20 protein-coding genes and 1 pseudogene are annotated in these 23,758 nt (G+C 67.9%); 1 reads left to right on the top strand and 20 read right to left on the bottom strand.

All coding sequences use genetic code 11. The features are described 5' to 3' along the window. The 4 genes from E4O86_RS09255 to E4O86_RS09245 form a co-directional block, all read right to left on the bottom strand. Positions 1–594: ImuA family protein (locus E4O86_RS09255; protein ID WP_161140246.1), on the bottom strand; the 594-nt coding region annotated here is incomplete at its 3' end. Between the two features lie 109 nt (positions 595–703). Then, complete coding sequence (locus E4O86_RS09250; protein WP_246206314.1) at positions 704–1,219, bottom strand: hypothetical protein; 516 nt, start codon at positions 1,217–1,219, stop codon at positions 704–706. Between the two features lie 132 nt (positions 1,220–1,351). Next, on the bottom strand, positions 1,352–1,525 hold the full coding sequence (locus E4O86_RS23180; RefSeq protein ID WP_205520799.1) for a hypothetical protein: 174 nt from the start codon (positions 1,523–1,525) through the stop codon (positions 1,352–1,354). 215 nt (positions 1,526–1,740) lie between these two features. Continuing rightward, positions 1,741–2,328 (bottom strand): SOS response-associated peptidase, encoded by a 588-nt coding sequence (locus E4O86_RS09245; protein ID WP_161140244.1) that lies wholly within the window; start codon positions 2,326–2,328, stop codon positions 1,741–1,743. Between the two features lie 45 nt (positions 2,329–2,373). Between E4O86_RS09245 and E4O86_RS09240 the strand changes: the two genes are divergently transcribed. Further along, positions 2,374–2,874 carry an SOS response-associated peptidase family protein gene (locus E4O86_RS09240; protein ID WP_161140243.1) on the top strand — a complete coding sequence of 167 codons (501 nt, stop codon included), beginning with the start codon at positions 2,374–2,376 and terminating at the stop codon, positions 2,872–2,874. 7 nt (positions 2,875–2,881) lie between these two features. On the opposite strand, the gene E4O86_RS09235 is transcribed toward E4O86_RS09240, so the two are convergent. The 16 genes and pseudogenes from E4O86_RS09235 to E4O86_RS23930 form a co-directional block, all read right to left on the bottom strand. Next, the gene (locus E4O86_RS09235; protein ID WP_161140242.1) at positions 2,882–3,820 is read right to left on the bottom strand and encodes a DUF2493 domain-containing protein; all 939 of its coding nucleotides are present in this window, start codon (positions 3,818–3,820) and stop codon (positions 2,882–2,884) included. A gap of 228 nt (positions 3,821–4,048) precedes the next feature. Next, positions 4,049–5,185 (bottom strand): DUF7146 domain-containing protein, encoded by a 1,137-nt coding sequence (locus E4O86_RS09230; protein WP_161140241.1) that lies wholly within the window; start codon positions 5,183–5,185, stop codon positions 4,049–4,051. A gap of 10 nt (positions 5,186–5,195) precedes the next feature. Further along, on the bottom strand, positions 5,196–9,539 hold the full coding sequence (locus tag E4O86_RS09225) for a strawberry notch-like NTP hydrolase domain-containing protein (protein WP_161140240.1): 4,344 nt from the start codon (positions 9,537–9,539) through the stop codon (positions 5,196–5,198). Positions 9,540–9,703: 164 nt separating this feature from the next. Then, complete coding sequence (locus E4O86_RS09220; protein WP_161140239.1) at positions 9,704–10,303, bottom strand: DUF6927 domain-containing protein; 600 nt, start codon at positions 10,301–10,303, stop codon at positions 9,704–9,706. An 84-nt stretch (positions 10,304–10,387) separates the two neighbouring features. Then, positions 10,388–10,765 (bottom strand): DUF6915 family protein, encoded by a 378-nt coding sequence (locus E4O86_RS09215; RefSeq protein WP_161140238.1) that lies wholly within the window; start codon positions 10,763–10,765, stop codon positions 10,388–10,390. A gap of 10 nt (positions 10,766–10,775) precedes the next feature. Continuing rightward, positions 10,776–11,267 carry a DUF6878 family protein gene (locus E4O86_RS09210; RefSeq protein WP_161140237.1) on the bottom strand — a complete coding sequence of 164 codons (492 nt, stop codon included), beginning with the start codon at positions 11,265–11,267 and terminating at the stop codon, positions 10,776–10,778. A 68-nt stretch (positions 11,268–11,335) separates the two neighbouring features. Further along, a complete protein-coding gene (locus E4O86_RS23535; protein WP_246206313.1) occupies positions 11,336–11,902 on the bottom strand; it encodes a DUF5983 family protein in 567 nt (188 codons plus the stop codon). A gap of 62 nt (positions 11,903–11,964) precedes the next feature. Beyond that, a complete protein-coding gene (locus E4O86_RS09200) occupies positions 11,965–14,121 on the bottom strand; it encodes a ParB/RepB/Spo0J family partition protein (protein ID WP_161140236.1) in 2,157 nt (718 codons plus the stop codon). Positions 14,122–14,264: 143 nt separating this feature from the next. Beyond that, positions 14,265–14,681 carry a hypothetical protein gene (locus tag E4O86_RS09195; protein ID WP_161140235.1) on the bottom strand — a complete coding sequence of 139 codons (417 nt, stop codon included), beginning with the start codon at positions 14,679–14,681 and terminating at the stop codon, positions 14,265–14,267. Beyond that, on the bottom strand, positions 14,678–15,223 hold the full coding sequence (locus tag E4O86_RS09190; protein WP_161140234.1) for a hypothetical protein: 546 nt from the start codon (positions 15,221–15,223) through the stop codon (positions 14,678–14,680). The genes E4O86_RS09195 and E4O86_RS09190 overlap by 4 nt, the downstream gene beginning before the upstream one ends. Continuing rightward, complete coding sequence (locus tag E4O86_RS09185; RefSeq protein ID WP_161140233.1) at positions 15,220–15,987, bottom strand: hypothetical protein; 768 nt, start codon at positions 15,985–15,987, stop codon at positions 15,220–15,222. Before E4O86_RS09185 ends, E4O86_RS09190 begins: the two co-directional genes overlap by 4 nt. Continuing rightward, on the bottom strand, positions 15,987–16,946 hold the full coding sequence (locus E4O86_RS09180) for an ArdC family protein (protein WP_161140232.1): 960 nt from the start codon (positions 16,944–16,946) through the stop codon (positions 15,987–15,989). Before E4O86_RS09180 ends, E4O86_RS09185 begins: the two co-directional genes overlap by 1 nt. Positions 16,947–17,576: 630 nt before the next feature. Further along, the gene (locus tag E4O86_RS09175) at positions 17,577–19,907 is read right to left on the bottom strand and encodes a hypothetical protein (protein WP_161140231.1); all 2,331 of its coding nucleotides are present in this window, start codon (positions 19,905–19,907) and stop codon (positions 17,577–17,579) included. A 50-nt stretch (positions 19,908–19,957) separates the two neighbouring features. Continuing rightward, complete coding sequence (locus E4O86_RS09170; protein WP_161140230.1) at positions 19,958–20,659, bottom strand: hypothetical protein; 702 nt, start codon at positions 20,657–20,659, stop codon at positions 19,958–19,960. A gap of 459 nt (positions 20,660–21,118) precedes the next feature. After that, positions 21,119–21,705: pseudogene (gene istB / locus E4O86_RS09165) on the bottom strand (IS21-like element helper ATPase IstB). A gap of 16 nt (positions 21,706–21,721) precedes the next feature. Beyond that, positions 21,722–23,743, bottom strand: a complete 2,022-nt coding sequence (locus tag E4O86_RS23930) for a DEAD/DEAH box helicase (RefSeq protein WP_161140227.1) — start codon at positions 23,741–23,743, stop codon at positions 21,722–21,724. Positions 23,744–23,758: the final 15 nt, after the last annotated feature.

Below are 23,758 nucleotides of genomic sequence, written 5' to 3'. Positions count from 1 at the left end.
GCCGACCCCGGCGACCGGCAGCGGCGTCGAGGGCAGCGCCGTCAGCCGCCAGCGGATCGCCGCGGCGGTCGGGTCGGCGACGGTCGCCCCGGTCCAGCGCCGGATCGCGAGGGCGATGACGCCGGAAGCCTCGGCGGCGAGTTGCAGGCGGCGCGCCTCGGTCAAGGACAGCTTGCGGACCTCGCCGACGACGCCGGCCAGGCCGCGGTGGCGCAGGCCTTCCTCCATGACGAGGAGCACGCTCGAGTCACCGCCGTGAGTCTCGGCGAACAGGAGGCGCTCGGGCTTCAGGCCGACCGCCGACAGCGCCGGCGCGAACAGGTCGCGGCGGCTGAGGCACCACAGCACCGGCCCCTTGAGGCGCGCCAGGATGCCGCCGACGAACAGGCCCGCGCCGGCGGCGTGCGTCAGCTCAGGGCCGGACGGCCCGACCTCGTGGAAAGCGCCGAGCGCCAGACCGCCGTCCGGCAAGCGCTCGTCGATGGCAGGCACCCCGAACGGCAGGACGGCGCGGCGGGTGCGGCCCGAACGCTCGACGCGCGCGATCTGCGCGCGCAAGTCATCCAGAACGCGGGTGTGCCGCGGATGCGCCATGGTCCTCCAACGGCTGCGAGCCGATCCATGTTCCTGTTATGTTCTTCAGATCGCCGCAGAGTCAATCCGCCGCAGGGCGGGTCGGGTTGTGGATAGCGGGAGCGAAAGATCAGCGGTCGAGCCGCGACAGGGTGAATTCGGCGCTCGGGGCCGTAAGCCGCAGCGGCTCCGGCGCCGGCTCTGGCCGAGCTTCCCTAGCGGACGGCGATGAGCCTCCGTACTGGTCCGTGAACAGGGTCAGGCGCGCGGCTGCGGTGAAGCCGACGACGGCGGCGCCCACGACGGCGAACACCTGACGCCAGGTTTCGGACGGGATGCCGATGGCGGAGATGCCGAGAATGGCGTGGTAACCCGCGATCGCGGCCGGGGCGGCGAAGGCGAGCGCGAGCGCCACACTTATGAGGGTCGAGCGAATGGTGCTGAACAGGATTTGGCCGCCGACGAGCGTGGCGACTCCCGCGGTGAGGCCGACCGCCAAGGCGCCGAGGACGCCCGCGCCGGTGCCGTAGGCCCACAGGCCGGCGGTCACGGCCGCGAAGAAGGGCAGCGCGTAGACCGCAAGGGTGAACAGGAGCCAGCAGATGAAGCCAAGGCCGAGGATGGTCAGCGCGACGGCGAGAAACATGGCGTCCTCCATGACGAATGGATCATCGGACGCGCTTCCCACCTCCTCCACGGCGCGTCGGCAGCAATAGCAGGTGAGCGGCCGGCCCGGAATCCGGTTTAGGAGGTCCGGGCCGACCGGCGGATGACCCGTTCAGGCGGCGAACGGGTCATATTCGGCCACGATGGTGTCGGGGTCGCCATCGAACTCGGCCGACGGGCAGACGCTGAAGAGGCCGTTGCCGGCCTTGAACACGGTGATGCAGGCCATGAGCGTGCTGGCGAGGTCCCAGGCGAGCTGCTGGGCGAGGCTGAGGTTGTCGGACATCGGTCGGCTCCTGTCTTCGGAGCGGGGACCATCCCCGCTCGACAGGCGCCCGATGCGTCCGGAGGCTGGCCGCGATCACCGCGAAGGCACAGCCGCAGCGGCCGCACGCGACAGCGTAAGCGGACCCTTCACGGGTTGATGGCGTCAGGCCAGGCGCCGGACCAAGGATTGCGCCTCTAAGAGCGGGGTGGCCGCCCTCCGAGGAGTGACGACGCTCAAGCAACCTGCTCCACGCGCAGGCTTCCGGCTGGCAGGGGCCTCAAGAGATCCTTGGCCGAGTCGTCGGGGTCGAGCCAGCGCGTCCAATCCGCCCGGTGCAGGACGACGATCTGCCGGTCGTGGTAAGGCGCGACGTCGGGACCGGGCTCCGTCGTCAGCATGGTGAAGGCCTCGCCGACGTCCGTGGAGCGCCAGATGCCGGCGATGCAGAACCAGGGCTCGTCGGCCTTGGTGAAGAGCCACTTGTGCTTGGTCTTGCTCTTCGGGTTCGTGTGTTTCGTGAACTCATAGAAGCCGTCGGCGACGATGAGGCAGCGGCCGTTCGTGAAGTGCCGACCGTCGGACCTGAAGTTGTAGACCGGTTGTTTGTTCGGACCAGGCCAGCTCCAGCGGCGCTGGAGGAGGTCGGCCGTCCCGGGCTCGTCGGGCGTGGCCCTGACGATCGCTCCGATGTCGGTGATCTTGATGTCGTCCCGCGGCTCCAGGTTCGGGATGCCTTCCGGGAAACGGATCCGGACTTTGATGTCGCTGAAGTCCTGCCGGATCGTGTCCAGGTCGACGCGGCTGCGGTAGTCATTGCACATGAGAGGCCCAATACTCGGTGCTGGGTTGCGTATATACTGGGTTCGATGCGTCAGCAGCTTAGCTTCTGGGGGGACTGGACACGAAACAAGGCCGGCGAGCCTGCGTCGGTCATTCGGCGGACGGGCGACGACATCGAGCTCGTCGAGCTCCGTTGGGGCCTGAAGCCGAGGTGCCCGGAGGATCGTCCGGCGATCAACATCCGCTCGGAGGGACGGCATTTCCCGAGCCATCGCTGCCTTGTGCCCGCCTCGGAGTTCTTCTTCTCCACGGGCTCCGGGGCGCAGCGCACCCGATGGAAGTTCAGCCTGGCGGATGGCGACTCCTTCTATTTTGCGGGCATCTGGCGGCCGGCGTCGGAGGATTGGCCGGAGTCCTACGCGGTCCTCACGATCGCGGCCAATCCGGACGTCGCGCCCTACAGCGGGCGGCAGATGGTGGTGATGCGGCGGGAGGATCGAATGGACTGGCTCGACCCAACCAGGCCTGAGGAGGAGCTGCTTCGTCCGCTTCCGGCCGGTAGTTTCCGAGTGCAGCGAGAGCGGTAGGCGGCGCTCACGCGCCGCCTCCCTTGCGGAAGTCGAAAAGCGGGATGCCGAGCTTTTGTGCCTTGTCGGCGAGGTTGTCGGCGATGCCCGAGCCCGGGAAGACAACGACGCCGATCGGCATGACCTCAAGGAGCTGGTCGTTGCGCTTGAACGGCGCCGCCTTGGCGTGGCGTGTCCAATCAGGCTTGAAAGCGACCTGCGTGACCTTGCGGTTGTCGGCCCAGCAGGCGGCGATGCGCTCGGCGCCCTTGGGGCTGCCGCCGTGGAGGAGGACCATGCCGGGGTGCTTGGCGTGGACCTTGTCGAGCGCGGTCCAGATCGCCCGGTGGTCGTTGAAGTCGAGCCCACCGGTGAAGGCGACCTTGGGTCCACTGGGTAGCATCACCTCGGTCTCGGCCCGGCGGCGGGCGGCGAGGAAGTCGCGGCTGTCGATCATCGCGGCGGTCATGGTGCGGCGGTTGACCATCGAGCCGGTGTGCGGGCGCCACATCGACCCGGTGTGGGTCTCGAACAGGTCGGCGGCCTGGTCGCGCATGAGCTCGAAGGCGTTGCGCCGTTCGATGAGGGTCAGGCCCTCGGCCAGGAGCCGTTCCAGCTCGACGGACTTCACCTCCGAGCCATCCTGCTCGCGCTGTGAGCGCTTCTGGGCCTGCTCGTTGTCGTCGAGTTCGCGCTCGATGCGGTCGGTCGCCCGGTGGAAGAGGTTGACCGTGGACCAGAGGAGGTCGTCGAGGTCGGGTTCGAGGCGCGTGTCCTGGAAGGTCGAGACCAGGGCGTCGAAGATGTCAGCCAGCGCGCCGCGAACGACGGGCTCCTCGGGGAGCGGCCGGGGATCGGGCTCGTCCTGGAAGGGACGGTGGCCGTAGAGCTGGAGTTCGGCCAGGAGCGAGGAGGTCGGGGAGTCGGCGTGCGCGGGCTCGTCGTCGGGAAGGTGGTCGGTCGTCATGGTCGGGTCCTCTCGGCGGGTGGCCGCGCCCATCGCGGCCTTCGCAGGCGACGAAGACCGGGGGCGGACCGGGACTGCACCGCCGGGCGACGTCCGAGCGGCCGCAGCGCAGCGGAGGGCGGCGAAGGCCAAGTTTGTTGTCGCGCGAGGAGGCGCCGGCACGGCGCCGGGGAAGAAACTTGGCCGCAGCCGTTGCCGGCCCGGGCCGCTTCCGGTCCGATCGCCCTCTCAGAAGGCCGTGGGCGGGGCTCTCTCCCGGCGCTCAGGTCCGGCCGCGACCGAATTGCCCGGGACCGATAACGACGAGCCTGCCACCCGTTCCCGGTCCTTGCCTGCTATGAAGGCGGCAAGGAAGCGGTCCACGTCCTCCGGGGCGAGCTGCACCCGGAGCGCCGCGGCGAGCGCCCCGGCGCCCAGGGTGCGCAGGTCCTCGTTGAAGTCGGCCAAGGCCGGCGCCAGCGTCAGCGCCTGGATCCCGGCCGCCTCCGCCCGTTCGGTCAATTGCACCGTCGCCCGGTGACCGGCCGGATCGTCGTCGCAAGCGATGTAGAGACGGCGCAGCGTCGAGGGCAGCAGCAGTGCGGCGAGGTGATTGGCCGAGAGCGCCGCGGCCATTGGCAGATCGGGCATAACCTGTCGCAGCGACAGCATCGTCTCGATCCCCTCGCCGGCCGCCATGATGTCGAGAGCCGTGCCGAAGCGGACGGCGTGCCCGAGGAGGTCACCCATTGCCTTGCGCTGCGTGGCGACCGGAGCCTTGCCGCGCGTGGTCGGGTCGAGCCAGGTGCGGTGGACGCCGGTGAGCGTGCCGTCGAGGTCACGGACGGAGGCGATCAGCGCCGGCCAGGTCTCGGTCGGTGAGTCCTCGTCGGCGCGGTAGTAGCAGCGCGGGTGGAAACGGAGCGATCCGACATTCCGCAGATCCATAATGCCGCGACTGCGCAGATACGTCTCGGCGAGCGTGCCGGCGATGGACTGCGAGATCGCCCACAGGCGGCGTGCGGCCTCGGGCGATCCCTGCGGCGCAGGCGCTATCAGCTCCGCCTCGCGGACCGGGCGCGGAAGCGAGAGGAACCGGCGGGCCTCGTCCAGGGTGTCCTTGAGCGAGTCGAGGTCCTGATTCAGCGCGATCAGGTCGAGGAGGTCGCCATGCTCGCCAGTGGCGGCGTCGGTCCACTTCCCCGCCGCGCCCTTGCCTGAGGTCGGCCCGGTCAGGCGCACGAACAGGCTGCGGCCCGGCGTGTTGAACACGTCGCCGACGAGCCAGTAGCGGCCGTCCTTGCGGCCGTTGGAGAGATAGTGGCGGCACACCGCCTCGGCGTGGCGCGCGAGACGGTGCGCCAGGTCGGCAGCGGGGCTCAGCATCGGCCCCTCCTCACGCCGCCGCCCGCGCGGCGACCCGCGCGAGCGGGTGCCGGCCGAGCAGGAGCCCGAGGATTCTCGGCCCCTGTGCGCCGGTTGGGATGAACAGCCGCAGCTTCCAGGCGATGATCTCGGAGACGAGCCCCATCGCCTTCAGCCGGTCAACCATGCCGTCGCTGAAGCCGGCAAGCTCGACGCGTGAGGCGTTCATCACGGTGGCGCGTCGGACGGTCAGCCCGTCGGCGAGATGGAGCGTCGCGCCGTCGGCGAGCACGGCAGTCCAGGCATCGCCTGCGGCCATCGTGGGCGCATCGGAGCCAACCGCCTGTGCCACCCAGGCCGGCGACGCCTGCCGCCCGATCACCCGCTCGCCGTCATCGGTCTGGAGGCGGTAAACGCGGCACCCCTCGTCGGGCAGCCGGCGCCAGATCGGCAGCAGCAAGCCGGTCACGACATACATCGTGCTCTCGGCGAACGCGGGCAGTTCGGCCAGCTCCGCTTGCCATGCGGCGGCAAAGACGTTCTCCTCCGCCTCCTCCCAAGAGGTCGCCGGCAGCGTGGCCGCGGCGAGCGACACGCGCTCCATCGGGCGGATGAGCCGGATGCGACGCTCGACCTCGCCGTCGTCGAGCACGAGGCTCGGCGCCGGGACCTGCACGGCGGCCCGGTGCGACTTGGCATTGACGAGCATCCGGCAACCGCGTTCGCGGGCGCGGTCCAGCGCCTGGGCGAGCGTCAGCGGGTCGTTTCGATCGCGGCGTGCGACCGTGAACACCTGCGTCTCGGCCCCGGTGCCGGGATGCGTGTAGATCGTCCGCCGCTCGGCGACGGTCAGGCTCTCGGCCGTGATCGTCTCGACGCCGCGGTCGTAGGTGCCAGACGCGATCGCGCCCTCGATCTTGGCGCGGAGCAAGCCCTCGAACACCTCGAAGAGGGTGTTCTGCAGGTCGATGGTGAGCGCGAGCAGGCGATTGAGGAACTGCGTGATCGGCGGCAGCTCCTCCTTCAGCGAGCCGTCCCGGTCGGTGAGCGAGAGGCCGGTCGCGTCCTCAAAGCGTCCGAGCGAGCAGCCCTCGACCTTGCCGGCGTAGAGCAGCATGTAGAGCTGGCGCAGCGCGGCGCGGGCGTAGACGCTCTCAAGATTGTCGTCGGCACGGAACAGGCCCTGGCCGCCGGTCTGGCGCTGGCCGCGCGTGATCGCGCCCAAGGTGTCGAGCCTGCGCGCGATGGTAGAGAGGAAGCGCTTCTCGGCCTTCACGTCAGTGGCGATCGGCCGGAACAGCGGCGGCTGCGCCTGGTTGGTGCGGTTGGTGCGCCCGAGCCCCTGGATCGCGGCGTCGGCCTTCCAGCCGGCCTCAAGCAGGTAGTGGACGCGCAGGCGGCGGTTCTTCGCCCCGAGGTCGGCGTGATAGCTGCGCCCCGTGCCGCCGGCGTCGGAGAAGATAAGGATGCGCTTGTCGTCATCCTGGAAGGCCGAGGTCTCGGCGAGGTTGGCCGAGCCCGCCCGGCTCTCCACGGCAAGCAGCATCTCGCCGTCGCTGCCGACCTTGGGCACGATGCGGCGGGAGCGGCCGGTGACCTCGGCGACCTGTTCGGTCCCGAAGCGCTGGACGATCTGGTCGAGCGCGCCCTGGACCGGCGGCAGCGAGGCGAGCCGTTCGATCATGCGATCACGCCGTTCAACCGCCTCGCGGCACTGGACGGGCTGGCCGTCGCGATAGACCGGCCGGGAGGAGAGATTGCCCTCGCCGTCCGTGAACGCCTCGAAGAGCTGGGTCGGGAAGGAGTGCGCGAGATAGTCGAGCACATACTCGCGCGGGGTGATGTCGATCGAGACGTCGCCCCATTCCTCGGTCGGGATCTCGGCGAGCCTGCGCTCCATCAGCGCCTCGCCGGTCGAGACGATCTGGACGACGCAGGCGTGGCCCTCAGCAAGATCGCGCTCGACCGAGCGGATCAGCGTCGGCGTCTTGATCGCGGTGATGAGGTGATTGAAGAACCGCTGCTTGGCGCTCTCGAACGCCGAGCGCGCCGCCGACTTCGCCTGCCGGTTCAGCGTGCCTTCCGCGCCGGTGATGTTCGCCGCCTCCATCGCGGCGGAGAGGTTGTTATGGATGACCTCGAAGGCGCCGGCATAGGCGTCGTAGATGCGGACCTGCTCGGGGGTGAGTTCGTGCTCGACGAGCTCGTATTCGACGCCCTCGTAGGAGAGCGAGCGGGCTGTGTAGAGGCCGAGGCTCTTGAGGTCTCGCGCGAGCACTTCCATCGCGGCGACGCCGCCGGCCTCGATCGCCTGCACGAATTCGGCGCGCGTGGCGAACGGGAAGTCCTCGCCGCCCCAGAGCCCGAGACGCTGGGCATAGGCGAGGTTGTGGACCGTGGTCGCGCCCGTCGCCGAGACATAGAGCACGCGCGCGTTCGGCAGCGCGTGCTGGAGCCGCAGACCGGCCTTGCCCTGCTGCGAGGGCGCCTGGTCGCCGCGCTCGCCCTTGCCGCCGGCGGCGTTCTGCATGGCGTGGCTCTCGTCGAAGACGATCACTCCGTCGAAGTCGGAACCCAACCAGTCGACGATCTGGCGGACGCGCGAAACCTTCTCTTCGCGCGCGTCGGACCGTAGCGTGGCGTAGGTGGTGAAAAGGACGCCTTGCTCCAGCCGGATGGGCGTGCCCTGGCGGAAGCGCGACAGCGGCGTGATGAGCAACCGCTCCTGGCCGAGCGCCGACCAGTCGCGCTGAGCGTCCTCGATCAGGGTGTCGCTCTTCGAGACCCAGAGCGCGCGGCGGCGGCCCTTCAGCCAGTTATCGAGGATGACGCCGGCGACCTGGCGGCCCTTGCCCGCGCCGGTGCCGTCGCCGAGCATGAACCCGCGCCGGAAGCGGACCGCGGCCTCGGCATCGTCCGGGGCGGCCGAGACCTGATCGAAGGTCTCGTCGACCGTCCACGACCCGGCGAGATGACCGGAATGGGCCTCGCCGGCGTAGATGGCGGTCTCGAGCTGCGCCTCCGAGAGCAGCCCTTCGGCGACAAGCCAGGCCGGCAGGTGCGGTCGGTAACTGGGCTTGGGCGGCGCGGCGGAGGCCATTGCGGCCGATTGGACCAGCGGCGTCGGATGCGGTTGCGCGCCCGGGATGCGGATCGACTGGAGCGCATAGGGCTCGTAGAGCGCCTCGCTGATCGGCCGCCCCTCGGCCGGCGCCCAGTCGCAGGTCTCGTAAGCGAGTTCGACGGCATCGGCCGCGATTGGCGCGAGCGGACGCGCGACATGCGCCCGCGGGCGCAAAGCCGGAGAAGCGGCTTTGCGGAGAGCCGGGGGTGCGCCTGTCCGGCTCGTCGTGACGGCGGCGCGGGGCGGAACCTGCTCAGTGACCCGGGCGAGCAAGGTGGCGGCGTCCGCCGCGATGCCGGGCGAAGCCGGGAAGGAGGATGGATCGGCGGCCGGCACGCTGTCGATGACGGTGAGCCGCGTCTGAACGCAAGTGCCGTGACGCGCATAGACCCGCCCGTCGATCGCCGCCGTGAACCGGATCGTCCCGCGCTCCTGCAGCCGCACGAAGGCGTCGCGCCAGGACGGGTTCTCGGGCGAGAGGTTTGCCCCGGTGATCGCGACGAGGCGACCGCCCTCGGCGAGGCGCGCGAGCGCGGAAGCGAGATGCCGATACGCGGCGTCGGCGGTGCGACCCTCGACGTGCGCGCCCGCCGAGAAGGGCGGGTTCATCAGCACGACGGTGGGCTGGATCGCGGCGTCGAGATGGTCGTTGATGTGGGCCGCGTCGTGCCGGGTGACGGGCGCGTCCGGAAAGAGCCGGTCGAGCAACCCTGCGCGGGTCTCGGCGAGCTCGTTGAGGACGAGCGACGCGCCGGCGAGCTCGGCGAAGACGGCGAGGAGGCCCGTGCCGGCCGAGGGCTCCAGCACGAGATCGGTGGGCGTGACCCCGGCGGCAACGCCCGCCACGAAGCCGAGCGCGATCGGAGTCGAGAACTGCTGGAGCGCTTGGCTCTCCTCCGAACGGCGCGTCTGCGACGGCAACAGCGCCGCGACCTTGGCCAGCATGGCGAGCTGCGCGGCCACAGGTCTCGCGCGCATGGCCGGGCCGAACTTGCGGAGAAACAGGAGCTGCGCGACCTCGCACGCCTCATAGGCGTCCTTCCAGCCCCACAGCCCTTCCGCGTCGGAGCCGCCGAAGGCGGACTCCATCGTGGTGCGCAGCGCGCGGGCGTCGACCGCTTCGCCGCGGGCAAGGACGGGCAAGAGCTGCTCGCCGGCACGGAAGAGTGCGACGGCACGGTCGGCGGGGGATGACGCAAACGGAAGCGGCGACGCGGCCGGAGCCGCCGCCGCAGACGAGATCGGGGTCATGTTTTGAGCTTTCGGAGAGCGGGGACGGGATCGGCCGGACTTGGGCGCTCTCTCGACCCGCCCGGCTCACCCCGTCCCGGCCCGCCTCTCACTCTCCGACGCCCCAAGAGAAAAGGCCCGACGCAGGGACGCGCCGGGCCTGGAGGTGGACGGAACGGCCGCGCTCAGGCGCGCGGCGCGTCAACGAGCCGGTATTCCCGACGTTTGACGTTGGGGATGCGGTAGAGCCCGCCACGTTCGGGGTCCCGGAACAGCACGGTGCGATGGCTGCGCCGGTTCTTCACGACCTCGAGCCGGTCGAAGCTGCGGCCGTCGGCGAAGGCGACTGGCTCCTCGAAGACGATCGTCTGCCCGGGCCGGGGCGTCGGCTTGGCGGCGAGCGCCTGGCGCGCCGCCGCGTTCTCGCGGCAGCGGGCGCGCCACTTCACGGCATAGAGACGATCGGTCGGCGTCAGGAGGTCGAGGATCGACTCCGGGCAGTCGGCCTCGCAAGGCCCCATGCCCTCGTCCATATCCTTGTAGCCAAAGATGTAGCCCTCGCGGTCGCGCGGGTTGTAGCGGACGAGGCAGACGGCTGCGAAGACCTCGCGCTGTCCGCTGTCCGTCCGGATGTGCTCGACGGCGGCATAGTAGACGCGCATGCCGACGAGCGCCGATTTGACCACGGTCGAGCGATGATCGGGACGCTCGTAGGTGAACTGAGCGTCGAGATATTGGCGCGGGCCAGAGTGACCGCTGAGGGATTGCATGTAGAGCCAGCCCATGGCGTAGTTCCTTTCTCATGTCCTGAAATGCGAAGAGCCCGGCGCGACGGCCGGGCTCTTCGAATGGTTGCTGGTGATGGAAGGTCAGGCGGCGGCGGGGCTCGTCGTCGCCTCGAACGGATCGACGTCGCGGTGGATCGGCTGGGCGCGGCCCATCCAGGGCTCGGCCCGGATGCAGCGCACCCAGTCAGCGAAGCTCGGGATGAAGCCGAGATCCTCGCGGACGTGCTGTTCGCCGATCAGCCGGACCGGCACGACGCGGCCGGTCGAGACCGTGATGGTCGCGCCGAAGAAGCGCTCCAGCATGAAGATGCCTTCGGCATGGTGGCGGAGGGCCCGGTGGCGGAAATCGGCGGTGATCGCCTTCGACTCGTCGAACCACTGGTGGAGCGCGAGATAGTCTTCGGCCGTCCCGCCCCACTTTTTCGCCGAGGAAAGCGCGTGGTGATAGCAATGTCCCATCGCGCCCTCCTCAGAACTCGTGCTCGGAATATTTGGTGTCGATGAAGCGCTCGTTGTATTCGAGCGTGATGGTCCGGGTGGCGACGTCGAAGCTGAACTCGCCATAGGCGCCCTCATTGTCCTCCCAGCCGCCGTGCGTCTGTTCGAGGAAGCGATAGGCCATCTCCTCGATCGCCTCGCGCGCCGGGAGCGTCTGCCGCTCCGGCTCGGTGCCTTCCCACGGCGCCTTGATGACCTCGATCCGATCCTCGGGCAGAGCGACGACATTGTTGTGCGTGTCGCGCGCTTCGATGGACTCGATCTGACCGGAGTCGCCGCAGCCGTCGAAGGTGACGACGACGATGACGATGCCGGCGGCTTCGAGCGCGCCGAACAGCGAGGCCTTGTTGGCCGGGAGCAGCTCGGCGGCGAGGCGGTCGCGCTCGGCTTCCCGAGCGAGGTAGGCGGAGTAATCGGGGTTGATGGTCGGGGCGGACGCAGCCGCCTGGGTCGTGTCGTTCATGATCGATCTCCAGAAACGACGAAGCCCGGCGCGGCCGGGCTCGTGGGGTTGGTCGGTACGGTTGGTGGTCAGTAGCCGAAGCGCCAGCTCGGCCAGTCCTGGCCGTTGTCGGACGCGGCGAGCGCCTGATCGAGGTAGGCCGGGTCGCCCTCGACGACCTTCGGGTCGGTGACCGGCGTCTCGTCGATCACGACGACCCTGGTCACCTGGTCGTCCTCCACCTCGACATGGACCGGGACGAGGTAGGAGAAGACGACCCGTCGCGGTTCGGGCGGAGGAGCTCCGCCGCGGCCCGGTCTCGACGGCCCGTCCGGATGCTCGAACACGGGCAGGTCGAGCATCGGCTCGAGATCGGCGTCGAAGAGCACCCAAGCGGCGTCGCTCGCGTGCGCTTCGCGCAACACGGCCAGAAGCGAAGCGGGCAGGCCTTCAGTGTCCCCGTCCTCGACGATGCCGGTGTGAACCCAGCAGCCGTAAGAGTGCGGTTCGACGATCAGGCCGTGCCAGGGATCCTCGGGATCGTAGCGCGAGCCGCCCGGCCGGCCGGGGCCGGTCTCGGCGAGGTGGAGGAGCCTGGCGTAGGTCTCGGGCTCGAGATGCAGCACCGAGACCTCGCCGTAACGGCAGGTATCCATGGAATGTCTCCTTCGGAAAAGGAGCTGCCGGGGCGCGATGGGCGCACCCCGGCAGCCGACGCTCACTCGGCGGCGATCGCGTGGACCGGCTCGGGCTCCTCGCCCGGAGCGGACCCGTCCTCGTCATCGGCGAGGAAGGCCGGCAGCTCGGCGGCATCGGCCTCGGGCTGCCCGGCATCGACGGACTCCTCGGGACCGCCCGGCGTGCGCAGCGGCTCGGGCACCCAGCCCGTGTCGGCGAGGAGCCGTTCGGCCTCCTTCGCCATATCGCCCTTCTTGAGGTGGTCGATGAGCTGCGCCGCCTGCTCGCCCTTCGCCTCGCGCACCGCCTCCAGGATCCGGCCCTTGGTGACGCGGCCGAGATAGTTCTCGGTCGTCGGCGTCCAGCCGGCCTCGGCCATGTCGAGGTTGACCGCCCGGGCGAGCCGGTCGGCTTGGCGCATGCGGCGCTCGAGCCCGTGTTGGGAGAGGCCCGCGCCGCCATAGCGGTCGACCTTCTCGAACAGGGCGTTGACGCCGTAGCTGACGCAGTGGGCGAGCAGCGCCAGCCGGCTCGCCTCGTCGAGCGCATCCAGCCAGTCCCACAGCGCTTGGTCGTCGCCGACCGGCATGTCCGCCGCCCACGCCTTCTGCCGCTCGTCCACCGAACGGGCGGACGGGCTGTCCTTCAGGTCCGCCGCCTGAGCGGGGAAGAAGACGTGCCGGACCGAGGCCTCAAGGCACCCGCCCGCGGTCGAGGTGCGGACGAAGGTGTCGGTGACGAGCTTGTGCAAGAGTGCGGTGACCGCGACGTGCGGATCGTTCGCCACCGCGTCCCTGAGCGCGAGCGTGCGGTGGGCGGTCAGCTCCTGCATCAGCCGCTCCGGCAACGGCTTCAGCCCCTCGTCCTCCTCCGGCTCGGGCTCACTCGCGCCGCCGATGGTGATGACGGCGCGCTGCACGGCGGGCGCCGTGCCGACGTCGGAGCCGGACGCCGTAGCGGTCTCTTCATCGCCCGTGCCGCCGGCCAGGATTACCGGCTCGACCGGCGCCTCGTCCTCGGGCCGCACGAAACCGCGCTCGACCTTCAGGTTGCCCGCGCTGTCGATACTGACGAAGGCGCCGGCGCGCGCCACCTCGGCCGGCTCGAAGCTCGGCGGACGGTTGTGGATGGCGTCGAGCGCCGCCTCGATCTCGCCGAGCCGCTGGTCGACCTCGTCCGGCAGGTCGTCTGGCGAATCCGCCCATTGCTCCTCGATCGCGCCGTACTCTTGCTGGAGCGCGTCATAGGTCGCCTGCTCCTCGTCGGTGAGGACCGGACCGGTCGCCCGCAGCCGGCGAAGGCCCGAGCTGTGGCCGTAGGGGAAGTCGGTCGCGACCTCGATCCATTTCCAGCCCTCCTCGGCGATCGCCTGCGCTTCCGCCTGCAGCTTCTCGACCACGAGCCGGTCGAGGAGCGCCGGGTCCTGCAGCCAGCCGCCATCGTCGGCCTGGAACAGGTCGCGTAGCACCACGCCGCCGGCTTCCTCGTAGGCCGCGACCCCCACGAACTGGGCGCGGCGATCGGAGGCGCGAACGGCGCCTTCGGTCAGCATGCGCCGGACCTGGTAGGGCTCCTTGTAGGCCTGGCGGGCGAGCGCCTCCCAGACCTGCTCCTGGCGCGCATGGTCGTTCGTCACGGTGAACGCCATCAGGAGGTCGAGCGTGATCCCGTCCTCGGCGTAGAGGTCGAGGAGCTTCGGGCTCACCGCGGCGAGCCGCAGGCGCTGCTTCACCACCGCGGGCGTGACGAAGAAGCGGGCGGCGACCTCCTCCTCGGACTGGCCTTGCTCGCGCAAGGACTGGAAGGCGCGGAACTGGTCGAGCGGGTGCAGGTCGATGCGGCGGACGTTCTCGGCGAGCGAGTCCTCCTCGGCCGAGATGCCGTCATCCGCCGTCTTCACGACGCACGGGACCGGCGCGGTCTTGGCGAGGCCCTTCTGCTTCACGAGGAGCTCGAGGGCGCGGTAGCGCCGGCCGCCAGCCGGCACCTCGAACATGCCGGTCTCCTGGCCCTCGCCGTCGAGCACGGGCCGGACGCTGAGGCCTTGCAGCAGACCCCGCCGGGCGATGTCCTCGGCGAGTTCCTCGATCGAGACGCCGGCCTTCACGCGTCGGACGTTCGACTGGGAGAGGATGAGCTTGTTGAAGGGAATGTCCCGGGACGCGCTCAGGACGATCTTCTTGGCAGCTTGAGCCATGGTCAGTCTCCGTGACGGGCCGGCCGAGAGCCTCTCTCTCGGCGCCCCAGCCCGTCACGAAGCCCGGCGCAGCCCTCTTCCTCTCGGGAGAGCTGCGCCGGAGACCCGGAGATCAAGAAAGACGCGGAGCCGGAAAGCCGTCTCTACGGATCGCCGGGCCCGAACAGGTCCAGCTCTTGGCTGTTGAACCGCGCGGGCACGGCGTCCTCCGGCCCCTGCCAGACGATCCGGCCGCCCTCGTAGATCGTGACGAACCCGCCGCCTCGAGGCCGAGGCTGCTCCGGCTTCGGCTCGAAGTTGATGCAGCCGAACTCGGCCGTGGTGGCGGAGAAGGCCGGCGCGCGGCCGGCGCTCAGCACGACGCGGTCGCACGCGCCGGTCGGCCGCCGCACCCGCCGGCGCGACAGCCCGAGCCGGAACCACTCGTAGGCGCGCTGCTCGGTCTCTGGCGGCGCATGCCAGTGCCGGCAGTCGCGGCAACAGCGGCGAGCCTCGCTCCCCGGCTCATCGAGCGGCGGGCCGCCGTTGTGGCCAAGGCCAGGGGTCCGGCCCGCGCTCATGGCCGCTCTCCCGGCCCGAGCGTCCAGCCGAAAAGCCAGGTGCGCAGGCGGCGGCGCATGATCCCGATTGGGCCGTTGATCTCCGTGACCACGGCGTCCGGTGTTACGCACCGCATGTCGCGGAAGCCGCCGAGCATGGCGCGCATCACGGCCAGGTAGAGCGAGCCGCCGACGAGCGCGACCTCGTCGAACGGCTCGGCGCCGTAGCGGCTGAGCGAGGCGATCTCAGCTCCCGGGTGCATGCCGTAGGTGTCGGGCTTGCGCGGCGACGGCGGCCGTGGCCAGCGGGTCGTCATGCCACCCGCGATCATGCGCTCGGCCAGCTCGGCCGTGAGCCGAGCGTCGTAGTCCTCAATCGGGGTGTCGGCGGCCCGGAAGCCATAGCGCGCCGAGAGGAACGCGACCTTGGCCTTGGGACCGTCCGGATCGACGAACCGCAGGGTGCGCCAGAGCGGGCCGTCGTAGCGCTCGCGCGCCGGCATGTAACCAGGATCCGCTCGCTTCGTGCCCGAGCAGGCGAGGATGAGGAGGCGCGTGCTCATGGCAGCACCTCACGATCCGGCAGGTCGCAGGCGCGGCGGACGCGGATGGGCCGCTCGTCGGCGTCCCGCGCCAGGCGCTCGATGAGCGCGAGGTCCGCGTCCGAGCAATCGCCGCGCACCACAATGTCCACCCAATGCCCTGCGCGGCCGACATGGCTGTCGCGCAGCCGCATGTTGGAGGGCGTGTAGAAGCTCTCGTTCGGCTCGATCAGGCGCACCCGCGTGGTGAGGAAGATGATCCCCGATCCCAGGTTTCCGCAGAACAGGAGCTCGTCGGCAGGGGTGGTCTTCGGGCCGCCGCCGACCTGCCAGCGGCCGATCTGCCGGAACGCCTCGTCGAAGCGCGCCGGGTTCGGCGCGGTGCGGGGCTGGAGCGCCTTCGGCGTCCAGGGCGGCGCGTCGAGGTCGAGCCTGCCGCGATCGAAGTCGGTGAGAAGCCGGTGGAGGTACACGGGATCGGCCGGATAGGGACAGGTGCGCCAGAGCTCCGTGAGCCGCGCGCGGACATTGCCGCCGTGCGCGAACAGGCGCACGCGGGCCCGCCGCCATTCGGCGGCGCGGCGGTCCCGCCCCTCCTGCTGCTCCGCGGGCCACCAGACGGCCCGGCGCGCCATCTCGGTGTCGACGTCGTGCTGCGTCTCCGCAATCAGCTCGGCGAAGAGCGGCAGCTTCTCTCGTTTCTGGCGCTGCGAGCGGTGGAATGCCGCCCGCTTGCGCGAGGTGTCGTTGTAGGGCTCGACACGGGGCCAGCGGCGGAAGCGCATCACGCTGCCTCCCGCTCGTCTTCGGCGGCGAGCGCCGCGGCCCCGGCCTGCTCCGGCCGGAACGCCAGGATGAAGTCGGCGGCTTTCGATGCGGATGAGGCGGCGCGCACGATGGCGCGGTCGTCCTCGCGCAGCACGCCGAGCCAGGAGCCGATATAGTCCGCGTGCCGCACCGTCGGTGTGATGCCGAGCGACGCGCAGCAGAAGGCGGCCGTCATTTCGGCCACCAACTCCTCCTTGGCGTAGCCCTCCGAGCCGAAGCCGCCGGATAGGTCGCGGGCGAGCCGGGTCGGGTGCCCGGTCCAGTGGCCCAGCTCGTGGAGCGCGGTGCGGTGCCAGTTGACTGGCTCGAAATACGCTTCGGGTCGCGGCACCTGGATGTAGTCGAGCGCCGGCGAGTAGAACGCCTTGTCGCCGCCGAGCCGGAGATCGGCCCCGCTCGCCCGGATGAGCGCCTCGACCTCGGGCAGGATCAGGCCCTCGGGGACGGGCGGCGGCGCGGTGACGAGGTCCTCGGGCAGGCCCTCGCACTGGTCGGTCGAGAACACGGTGAAGCGCTTCAGGAACGGGATCGCCTCGGCTTCCTCGCCGGTCTCGCGGGCGCGGCGGCGCTCGTCGTCCGGTACGAAGCGGTCCGCGTAGACGACGATGGTGCCGCGCTCGCCCTTGCGCACGTTGCCGCCGAGCGAGAGCGCCTGACGGAAGGTCAGCCAGCTCTGGCAGGAGAAGCCGCGGGCGACGACCGCGCCCCAGAGGATGAGAACATTGATCCCCGAGTAGGCCCGTCCGGTGGCGGCGTTCTTCGGCATGGCGAGCGGCGCGGCCACGGCGCTCGACCCCCAGGGCTGGACCCAGGGCAACCGCCCCGCTTCCAGCTCGGCGATGATCTTGTCGGTGATTTCCTGGTAGAGGCTCGCCCGGTTAGGACCGGGGCGGCCGCGAGCGGCTGAACGCGCCATGGCTGATCTCCGTGACGGGCCGGCCGCGAGCCTCTCTCGCAGCCCTCAAACCCGTCACGGCGACAGCCGCCGGCCTCTTCCTCTCGCGGGGCGTTGCGGGGCGCGGCCCCGCTGAAGGGGTCCGGCGAGACCGCGGCTCGCCGTCAGGGGAAGGCTTTCCCCTCCCCGATCCTGGATTCCCGGATCGCGCTTGCTACATGGCCGGCAGGAAAGGCGCAGGTTTCTCATGGCCATGAACATTGACTGCCAATCATGGGCAGGCGCTTCAGATGGGTCTGAAGCAGGTCAAGCAGGTGAAGGCATTCGAAGCCGTCGGTAAGATCGAGGCCGAATTGAACACCTGGCCGTCAAGATCGTCACCGATCCTTGCCGCCTCCAAGCGGTTCAGGCGGACTGCATGAAGATCGTCGCCGAGGTCCGGGCGAGAGTTCCCCGGCGTCAGCCAAGGAGATCGCGCCCGCGAGAGATCACGCCCCCGAAGCCGGACCAGCCAGGAGACCCGCTGAACCGACTTCGCCTAAGGGGCTCGGCAGGGCACCCTCCGTGCCGCCCCCCCCGTACGCGTGCCGAAACGTCAGATGCAGGGAGGATCGGCGGGCGCCGCAAAGCTCCCTCACGGGGTGAGAAGGCTCAGTTGTCCGGCGACCGCTCTGGGTCAGACAGTCCGGGCAGTTCCAGTTGCGCGTCTGCGCCGGCGCTGGCGGTATCGCTTCGCGCGACGCGTTTCCGATGATCGCGTCCATGCGAAGCATCGAAACGATCATCAAAGCGGCGGCGGGCTTCCGCGCGCACGTCGTATTCACCTTCCACGGCCTTCAATCGGGTGAGACGAACCCCAGTTCTCTCGAGAGCCATCCCAAAAGCGTAGCGAAGCTTTGGAACGTCGGTTTCGGCAGCGTCCAGGCGAATGATACCTTTGAAAAAGCAGGTTCCGTCTTGCGTCACTCTGTACATTTCGAACTGCTCAAGCGTCGGTTCACTCTCATTCCCGCTGGCTACCCAATGTGTGTAAGTCTTGCCGTCAACTTGCCAGCGGATCATCAAATCCACGAGCGCGGACAGGACAAAGTGGCGGGTGAGGTGGCTTAATCTCTCACAAATGAGCGGCCGGCTCAGCCCTGCCTGTGCAGACCGAATGGCCGAACCCGGGTGATGTCCAAACCGATCGAAGGACTGGCGACTGCTGATCTCCGCGCAAAAGATGCCAGAGGTAAGCAGGCGATCGACTGCTGGGTCATCGCTGATAGTCTGAACGAGCAACGCCACTTCGCCATGATGCATTGGCGTAGAGCGGATGATGTCATCGACGTTGCCCTCTGTAACGACGAGTTGGGGCTCGAAGCGTAATGGGTACGAATGGCCGCCATGGATAATGGTATGAGCTTGCCAAGGAGATCGGGGCGGTGATGGGCCGACCTTCCATCCTGCTCTCACGAGCGGCATGAATCGAGCCGGCGGGGTGTAGGTGTCGCGAGCGACCCGCCGCGATCCGGTGCTGAAAGCAACGACACGGACCCGCTTGAGCATGTCTTCGCGATGTTCCTCGACCACCAAGATCTTGGCTTCGGGATTGTGCGCTCGCGCAGCATGCTCGATCTCGTCGCGCGTCTGCGCACTGATCGCTCGATTGTGGAAAGCTACGAGGACGATCAATTTTGCCCTCGCCGCAGGGTGCTCGGTGCGCCTGCTGGCGGTAAGTGCGGCAGTGGCGGCCACCGCGCCGGCATCTTTTCCGCGTGAAGCGGCGCTTGCGATTGACGCGCTCTTGGACTCGGAGGTGGCGTTACTTAGCGCATGCAGTGCTGAGACGCCTGTTTGCCCCGCACGAAGACATGCGCGCAGGGCGTGCGGCGTCCATCGAGCGACGTCGCTGATCTGGCGATCGAAATGCGGATTGGTGCCAAGCGGCTCATATCCATCGTCGTCATAGTCGATCACGTCGCCGCAGAAGGCAACCCATCGACAGTGACTCCCCAATGCAGACACCTGGACGGTCTTCCGGATCGGCGTATGGAGTTGCTGCCGCCCCTTTCCAAAAATTCGGGGAACGATCAGCGCAGCAGTCATCGAACTGAGGCCGGCCGTCGCCTGCGCAATCAAAGCGGCGGCGCGAAGTTGCTCCGGTTCATCTTCCACCAAGAGGAAGACGATCTCGCGAGGGTCGGGTAGCTTCGCTCGGTTGAGGACGCCTTGGGAATCGACGATGTCCGGCTGAACCAGGTGTCGGACGCCACGAAGTTTCCTGGCCGGTGCCGCCTCGCTCTCGCGCAAGCAATGCACGATCGCCAGTCCGCTTGGTCGGAACAACGGGCCTGACGGCGCCTCGAAGCTGCGCTGCTGAATGTCGAGATGGACAATTCCCAGCGCCGCGAAGATGGGCTTAAGCGCCGAAAGTGACCGGGCGAACGCGCTTTCTCCGCCCGCGTTCTCGACCAGATTGGCTGGAACGGTGACCCTGAGCGTATCGCCATGCGTTTCGAGGTCAATTGCGTTGATTGCGGCGTGAAGCCGAGAATCTAAGTGTTTCAAGCTGCCCGAGGCGGTCTTGCGGACACGAGGCAGAAGGATGACCAGATCGCGCCAGAGATCGGCCGATCGGGGCGCGATCTGGCCTAGGAAGCGATGAGCAGCTCCCACGTGCGCCGCCAGATCACTCGCTTCGAACAACGTGGCGATTTGAAGTCGCAGAAGCGGGGAGAAGCGGCTCTCGCCCTTCGCAAGGGTCGCGCGCAAGGCCGGGCGAATGTCGACCACGCAACTCTCGTCTTCGAACTGGAAACTCCACAGTGCGAGGTCGCCGGGCGCGCGAATGGATCCGCCATCATATGGCGTAACTCGAGCATCCCCGATGTCGATCGCCTCGAAGCTCCTGATGCGGTCATCCTGCGTGATCTGCTGGACATAAAGGCGATTGTCAGGTGCCGTGTTGACAAACAGCGGTACCACGAAGCCGGGCGGCACGCCGACCGGATCGATAGTCCCGTAGAGGCGATAGGTCTCCAGGCAGCTGGTCAGAGGTAGCCTCGGCGCCGATAATAGTCCTTCACGATAGGGTAAATGGTCGCGGCGTACAGTTCGGGCCGGAGCCGGTCGATGAAGGCATAGGGTATCGCGTCAGCACCGATGGCGCTGACCGAGTCGACGACCTCCCTGACCAGAAAGGCGTCCGGCAGGACCACTGCCTCGACGGCACCCTTCAGGGGTAGGTCTTCGGCGATCTGGATTTCGATCGATGAGATGCGCTCGTCGTAGACATTCTCCTGACGGTCGGTGATCAACGCGTGATAGCTCGACGCTTCGAACGCCAGTGGCGGGAGGTCGAGCGAGGTGATCGGCTTATTGTCATAGTAGCTCTGGTTGTCGCCGAAGAAGAGTTTGATCAGGCGTTGCGCCGAGGCGGGATCAGGCTCCAGCGCGAAGTCGTCGCGCTGCATCTTTCGGTGCATGGACGCGCGGAAGAGTTCATTGTGGAAGGCACCGCTGTCGAACGGAAAGACCCTCTTAGGTGATTGGACGACCCCAGGCTTGAGCACGAAGCACACTGGTGCATAGGCGCGGATCGCTGAGGCGAGTATCTGGCTGTTCACGCGATACGATGGCCGCCCGTAAAACAGATAAAGGAGTGGCTCATCGTTGAACACCGAACAGGGTTCTGCTGAGAGAGCACTCTCCTGCATAATCGAGCGGAACCCAAGTCCATCGGTGACATGCACGGAAGGTAGCTCATCAAGCCCAGCGGGCTGCTCCCTAACTAGGTTGCGGAAGTCGTCGGTTGGCCGGCTTTTGGCAGCAGGCGTTGGGCTTGGCGCGTCCTGCATTGCGCGATTCGGGGATCGTTTCTTCATCGGAGTATGATAACAGAATCAACGCGCCTGTCGCATCCCGGCCGACACCTCCATTTCGCCTGAGGCGTGTCCCCGTCGGCTGTATCGCATTGAATGGTCTCTCTCTCGGTAAGGTCCCACGGTCATACAGCCGCGGACGCCGCGGGGGCTTGCACTGCGGCGTCCGCGGCAGCCACCACGCGCTTCGCTCCTTCCCGGACAACTCCACGATCCAGGTGGCAGGTTCGGCGCCGCGGCACCGCAATAGGTCCAGCTGTCAAGCGACACCCAGCTTTGCGAACTAAGGCGACACCCAGGTCTACGAACCGTCCTGCTCGGGCGGCTTCCTCAGGCGTGCTTCATGGCCTCCTCGAGGTCTCGAAGCCGGTAGCTGCGGCCCTTGATGTTCAGGACGTCGGCCCGATGGAGCAGCCGGTCCAGGATGGCGGTCGCCAGCGCCTCGTCGCCCGCCAGGAGCTCGGTCCAGTTCCGGATCCCCTTGTTGGTGGTGATCAGGATCGCGCCGCGGCCGTACCGGTATGCCACCAGCCGGAAGAACAGGCTGACCTCCTGCCGCGTCATCGGCTCGAAGCCCAACTCGTCCACCAGCAGCAGCGCCGTCGACATGTACTTGCGCCGCTTGAGCCGGGTCGGCGCCTGCCCGGCGTCGGCCTTAAGCGCCACCATCAGCTCGTCGAAGCGGAAGTACTGCACCGAGAAGCCCTGCTCCACCGCCCGGATCCCGAGCACAACGCAAAGGTGTGTCTTGCCCACGCCGGGCGGCCCCTGCATCAGGACCGTCTCCGCCGCCCGGCCCAGGCGCAGGTGGCCAGCGTGTCGATGCGCGAGCGCCCGATGGCCGGCTGGAAGGCGAAGTCGAAGTTCTCCAGGGTCTGCCCGACGGGCAGGTTGGACAACTTCAGCGACGTCCGCACCCGCTGCGCCTCTCGCTCAGGGCGGGCTCCCGAACGTTTGCGGGGCCGGTTCCGCCTGAGCGGGAACCCTGAGCCATTGGACGAAGTCACCGCGCATAGCCGACGTCTTAAGCAGCGCCTCCTTAAAGGAGCTCTGCTGTAGTCCCACGTTTATCACCAGAGTATCGATTGATCGCGTGAGCGGAATCATCACCCAGCGAGATGCATGGGCTCGCGCCATTTCGTCAGCCGTTTGGTATAGGTCATCGACTGTGTGACGCTCTACCAGCCACTGGCGCCGCTTGTACTCCCACAGGCCGTCAAGTTCGTAGTTGATCGTGGTCCATCCCTCCAAACCGCGGCAGGAGTCGTATTGGACGAACCGCAGTTGATCGCGGTGCGTGGGAAAATGCTCGCGAATGTCTCGCGAGGTGCCGTCCCAGACCTCACCACCCGCTTTGACGAACTGCGATGCAGGCCGGCATAGCTGATCAGGCCCTGAGGGATCGACCATCGAAGGCGGCACGCACGCGAGCATGTCGACGGGATAGTTACCGAGATCACGCGCTTCGGCGCAAAGTCGCTTGATCATCGCCGGGTCGGATGCCAGGTCGCCCTCGACGATGATCACCCGGCCGCCCGACGCCTCAGAATTGGGCTCAAGGTCCCAGCCCTCAAGGCCGAGATGAACCGCCATGTCGCCGACGAAAGCCGCGAGATTGGCTTTCATTCGCATGCACCGGGTAAGGCGACGCGCCCTGAGCGAGGACTTACCGACTCCGGTCGACCAGTCGGCAACCGACTCGCGCACGAACTGGTCGACACCGTCGGAGACGGTCAGCCGATCGGGACCAAAAACCGCGCGCAGGATCGCAACTTCATCCCGTGGCCAATCCTGCCCTTCGTCGACAAGAACCAGATCCCAGTCGAAGTCGGACGGTTGCCGTTGGCGAAGGGCGTCAAGGTCGCCAGGGCTGATGGCACCACTCTCGAGATAGTTCAGTAACGTCGCCTTATGGCCGTCGTAGCCTTCTAGAAAGCCATCATACGAGTTGATGACGCCAAGCCCCAGCATCAGCCGGCCGAAGAAGCTGTGAACCGTTTCAACACCGATGCCGCCACCCCCGACGCCGCGCGGTACGCCGAGAAGCGCCATGGTTCGACGCAGATCAGCGACAAGGGCCTTGTTGAAGGTTAAGACGAGCGACCGCAATTGGCGCAACTCGTATGCGCGATAGGCCATCTGAAGGATGATAACGGTCTTTCCGACCCCGCCGCGGCCTTTGAGGATGACTTGGCGTTCACCAAGATCGTCCAGCCAAGCGTCTGGGAGCGAGCGCTTGGCGATCATGTCCATGCGTCGACGATCGAGCGGCGTTGGCTCCAACTCCTCGAACAACGGGAAGTTCGGCGACAAAAGCTCCCGGAAGACATCATCAGAACCAAAAATCAGGTCGACCGCGCTTCCTTTGCGCACGGGTCGCGAGATTTGCCCGAGGACGTTCAGGACACGTTCGAAGCTTGCGTCACCGGCGACGCAGTTGTGGGGCCGCTTGGGTAAATCGCTCTCCCGAAGGCCCGTGAAGAGAACGAGGTCCTGGACGTGAACCCGCTCGACGCCCTGGCGGGACAGATACTTCTTGAACTCGAACATCTGCGTTCGGTTCTTTTCCGTCACGCATTCCCATGTCGAACGACCGTTCCGAACGTACCGGACCGACGCGACCCGGTTTTCGAATCGGACACCGGTGGCGTCATGGGATTTAACCTCGACCACCAGAGCGAAGTTCTTCACGCTGGCGCTCTTCGGAACGAACGGCTCTCCGTCTCGGGGGTGGAATTGGAACTCAACATCAAACGGACGTGGACTGGCGAAGTTGCCAATGACGACGAGGTCGAGATCCTCGACCCTGTAGCCATACAATTTCAGCCCGACGAATATCTTTACAATGTCTACCTTGCTCTGGGCGAGGTCCGGCCACCGATTGAGCATGAGGCGACGAAGATGGATCGCCGCCTCATGTTCCTGGCCTTCCTGAACACCTAGGATCTGGATCACGCGTATCTCACTCAC

The sequence above is a fragment of the Propylenella binzhouense genome (assembly GCF_009866965.1).
Lineage (GTDB): Bacteria > Pseudomonadota > Alphaproteobacteria > Rhizobiales > Afifellaceae > Propylenella > Propylenella binzhouense.
The sequence above is the reverse complement of the archived record's forward strand: the minus strand, read 5'-3'. Positions and strand labels throughout refer to the sequence as shown.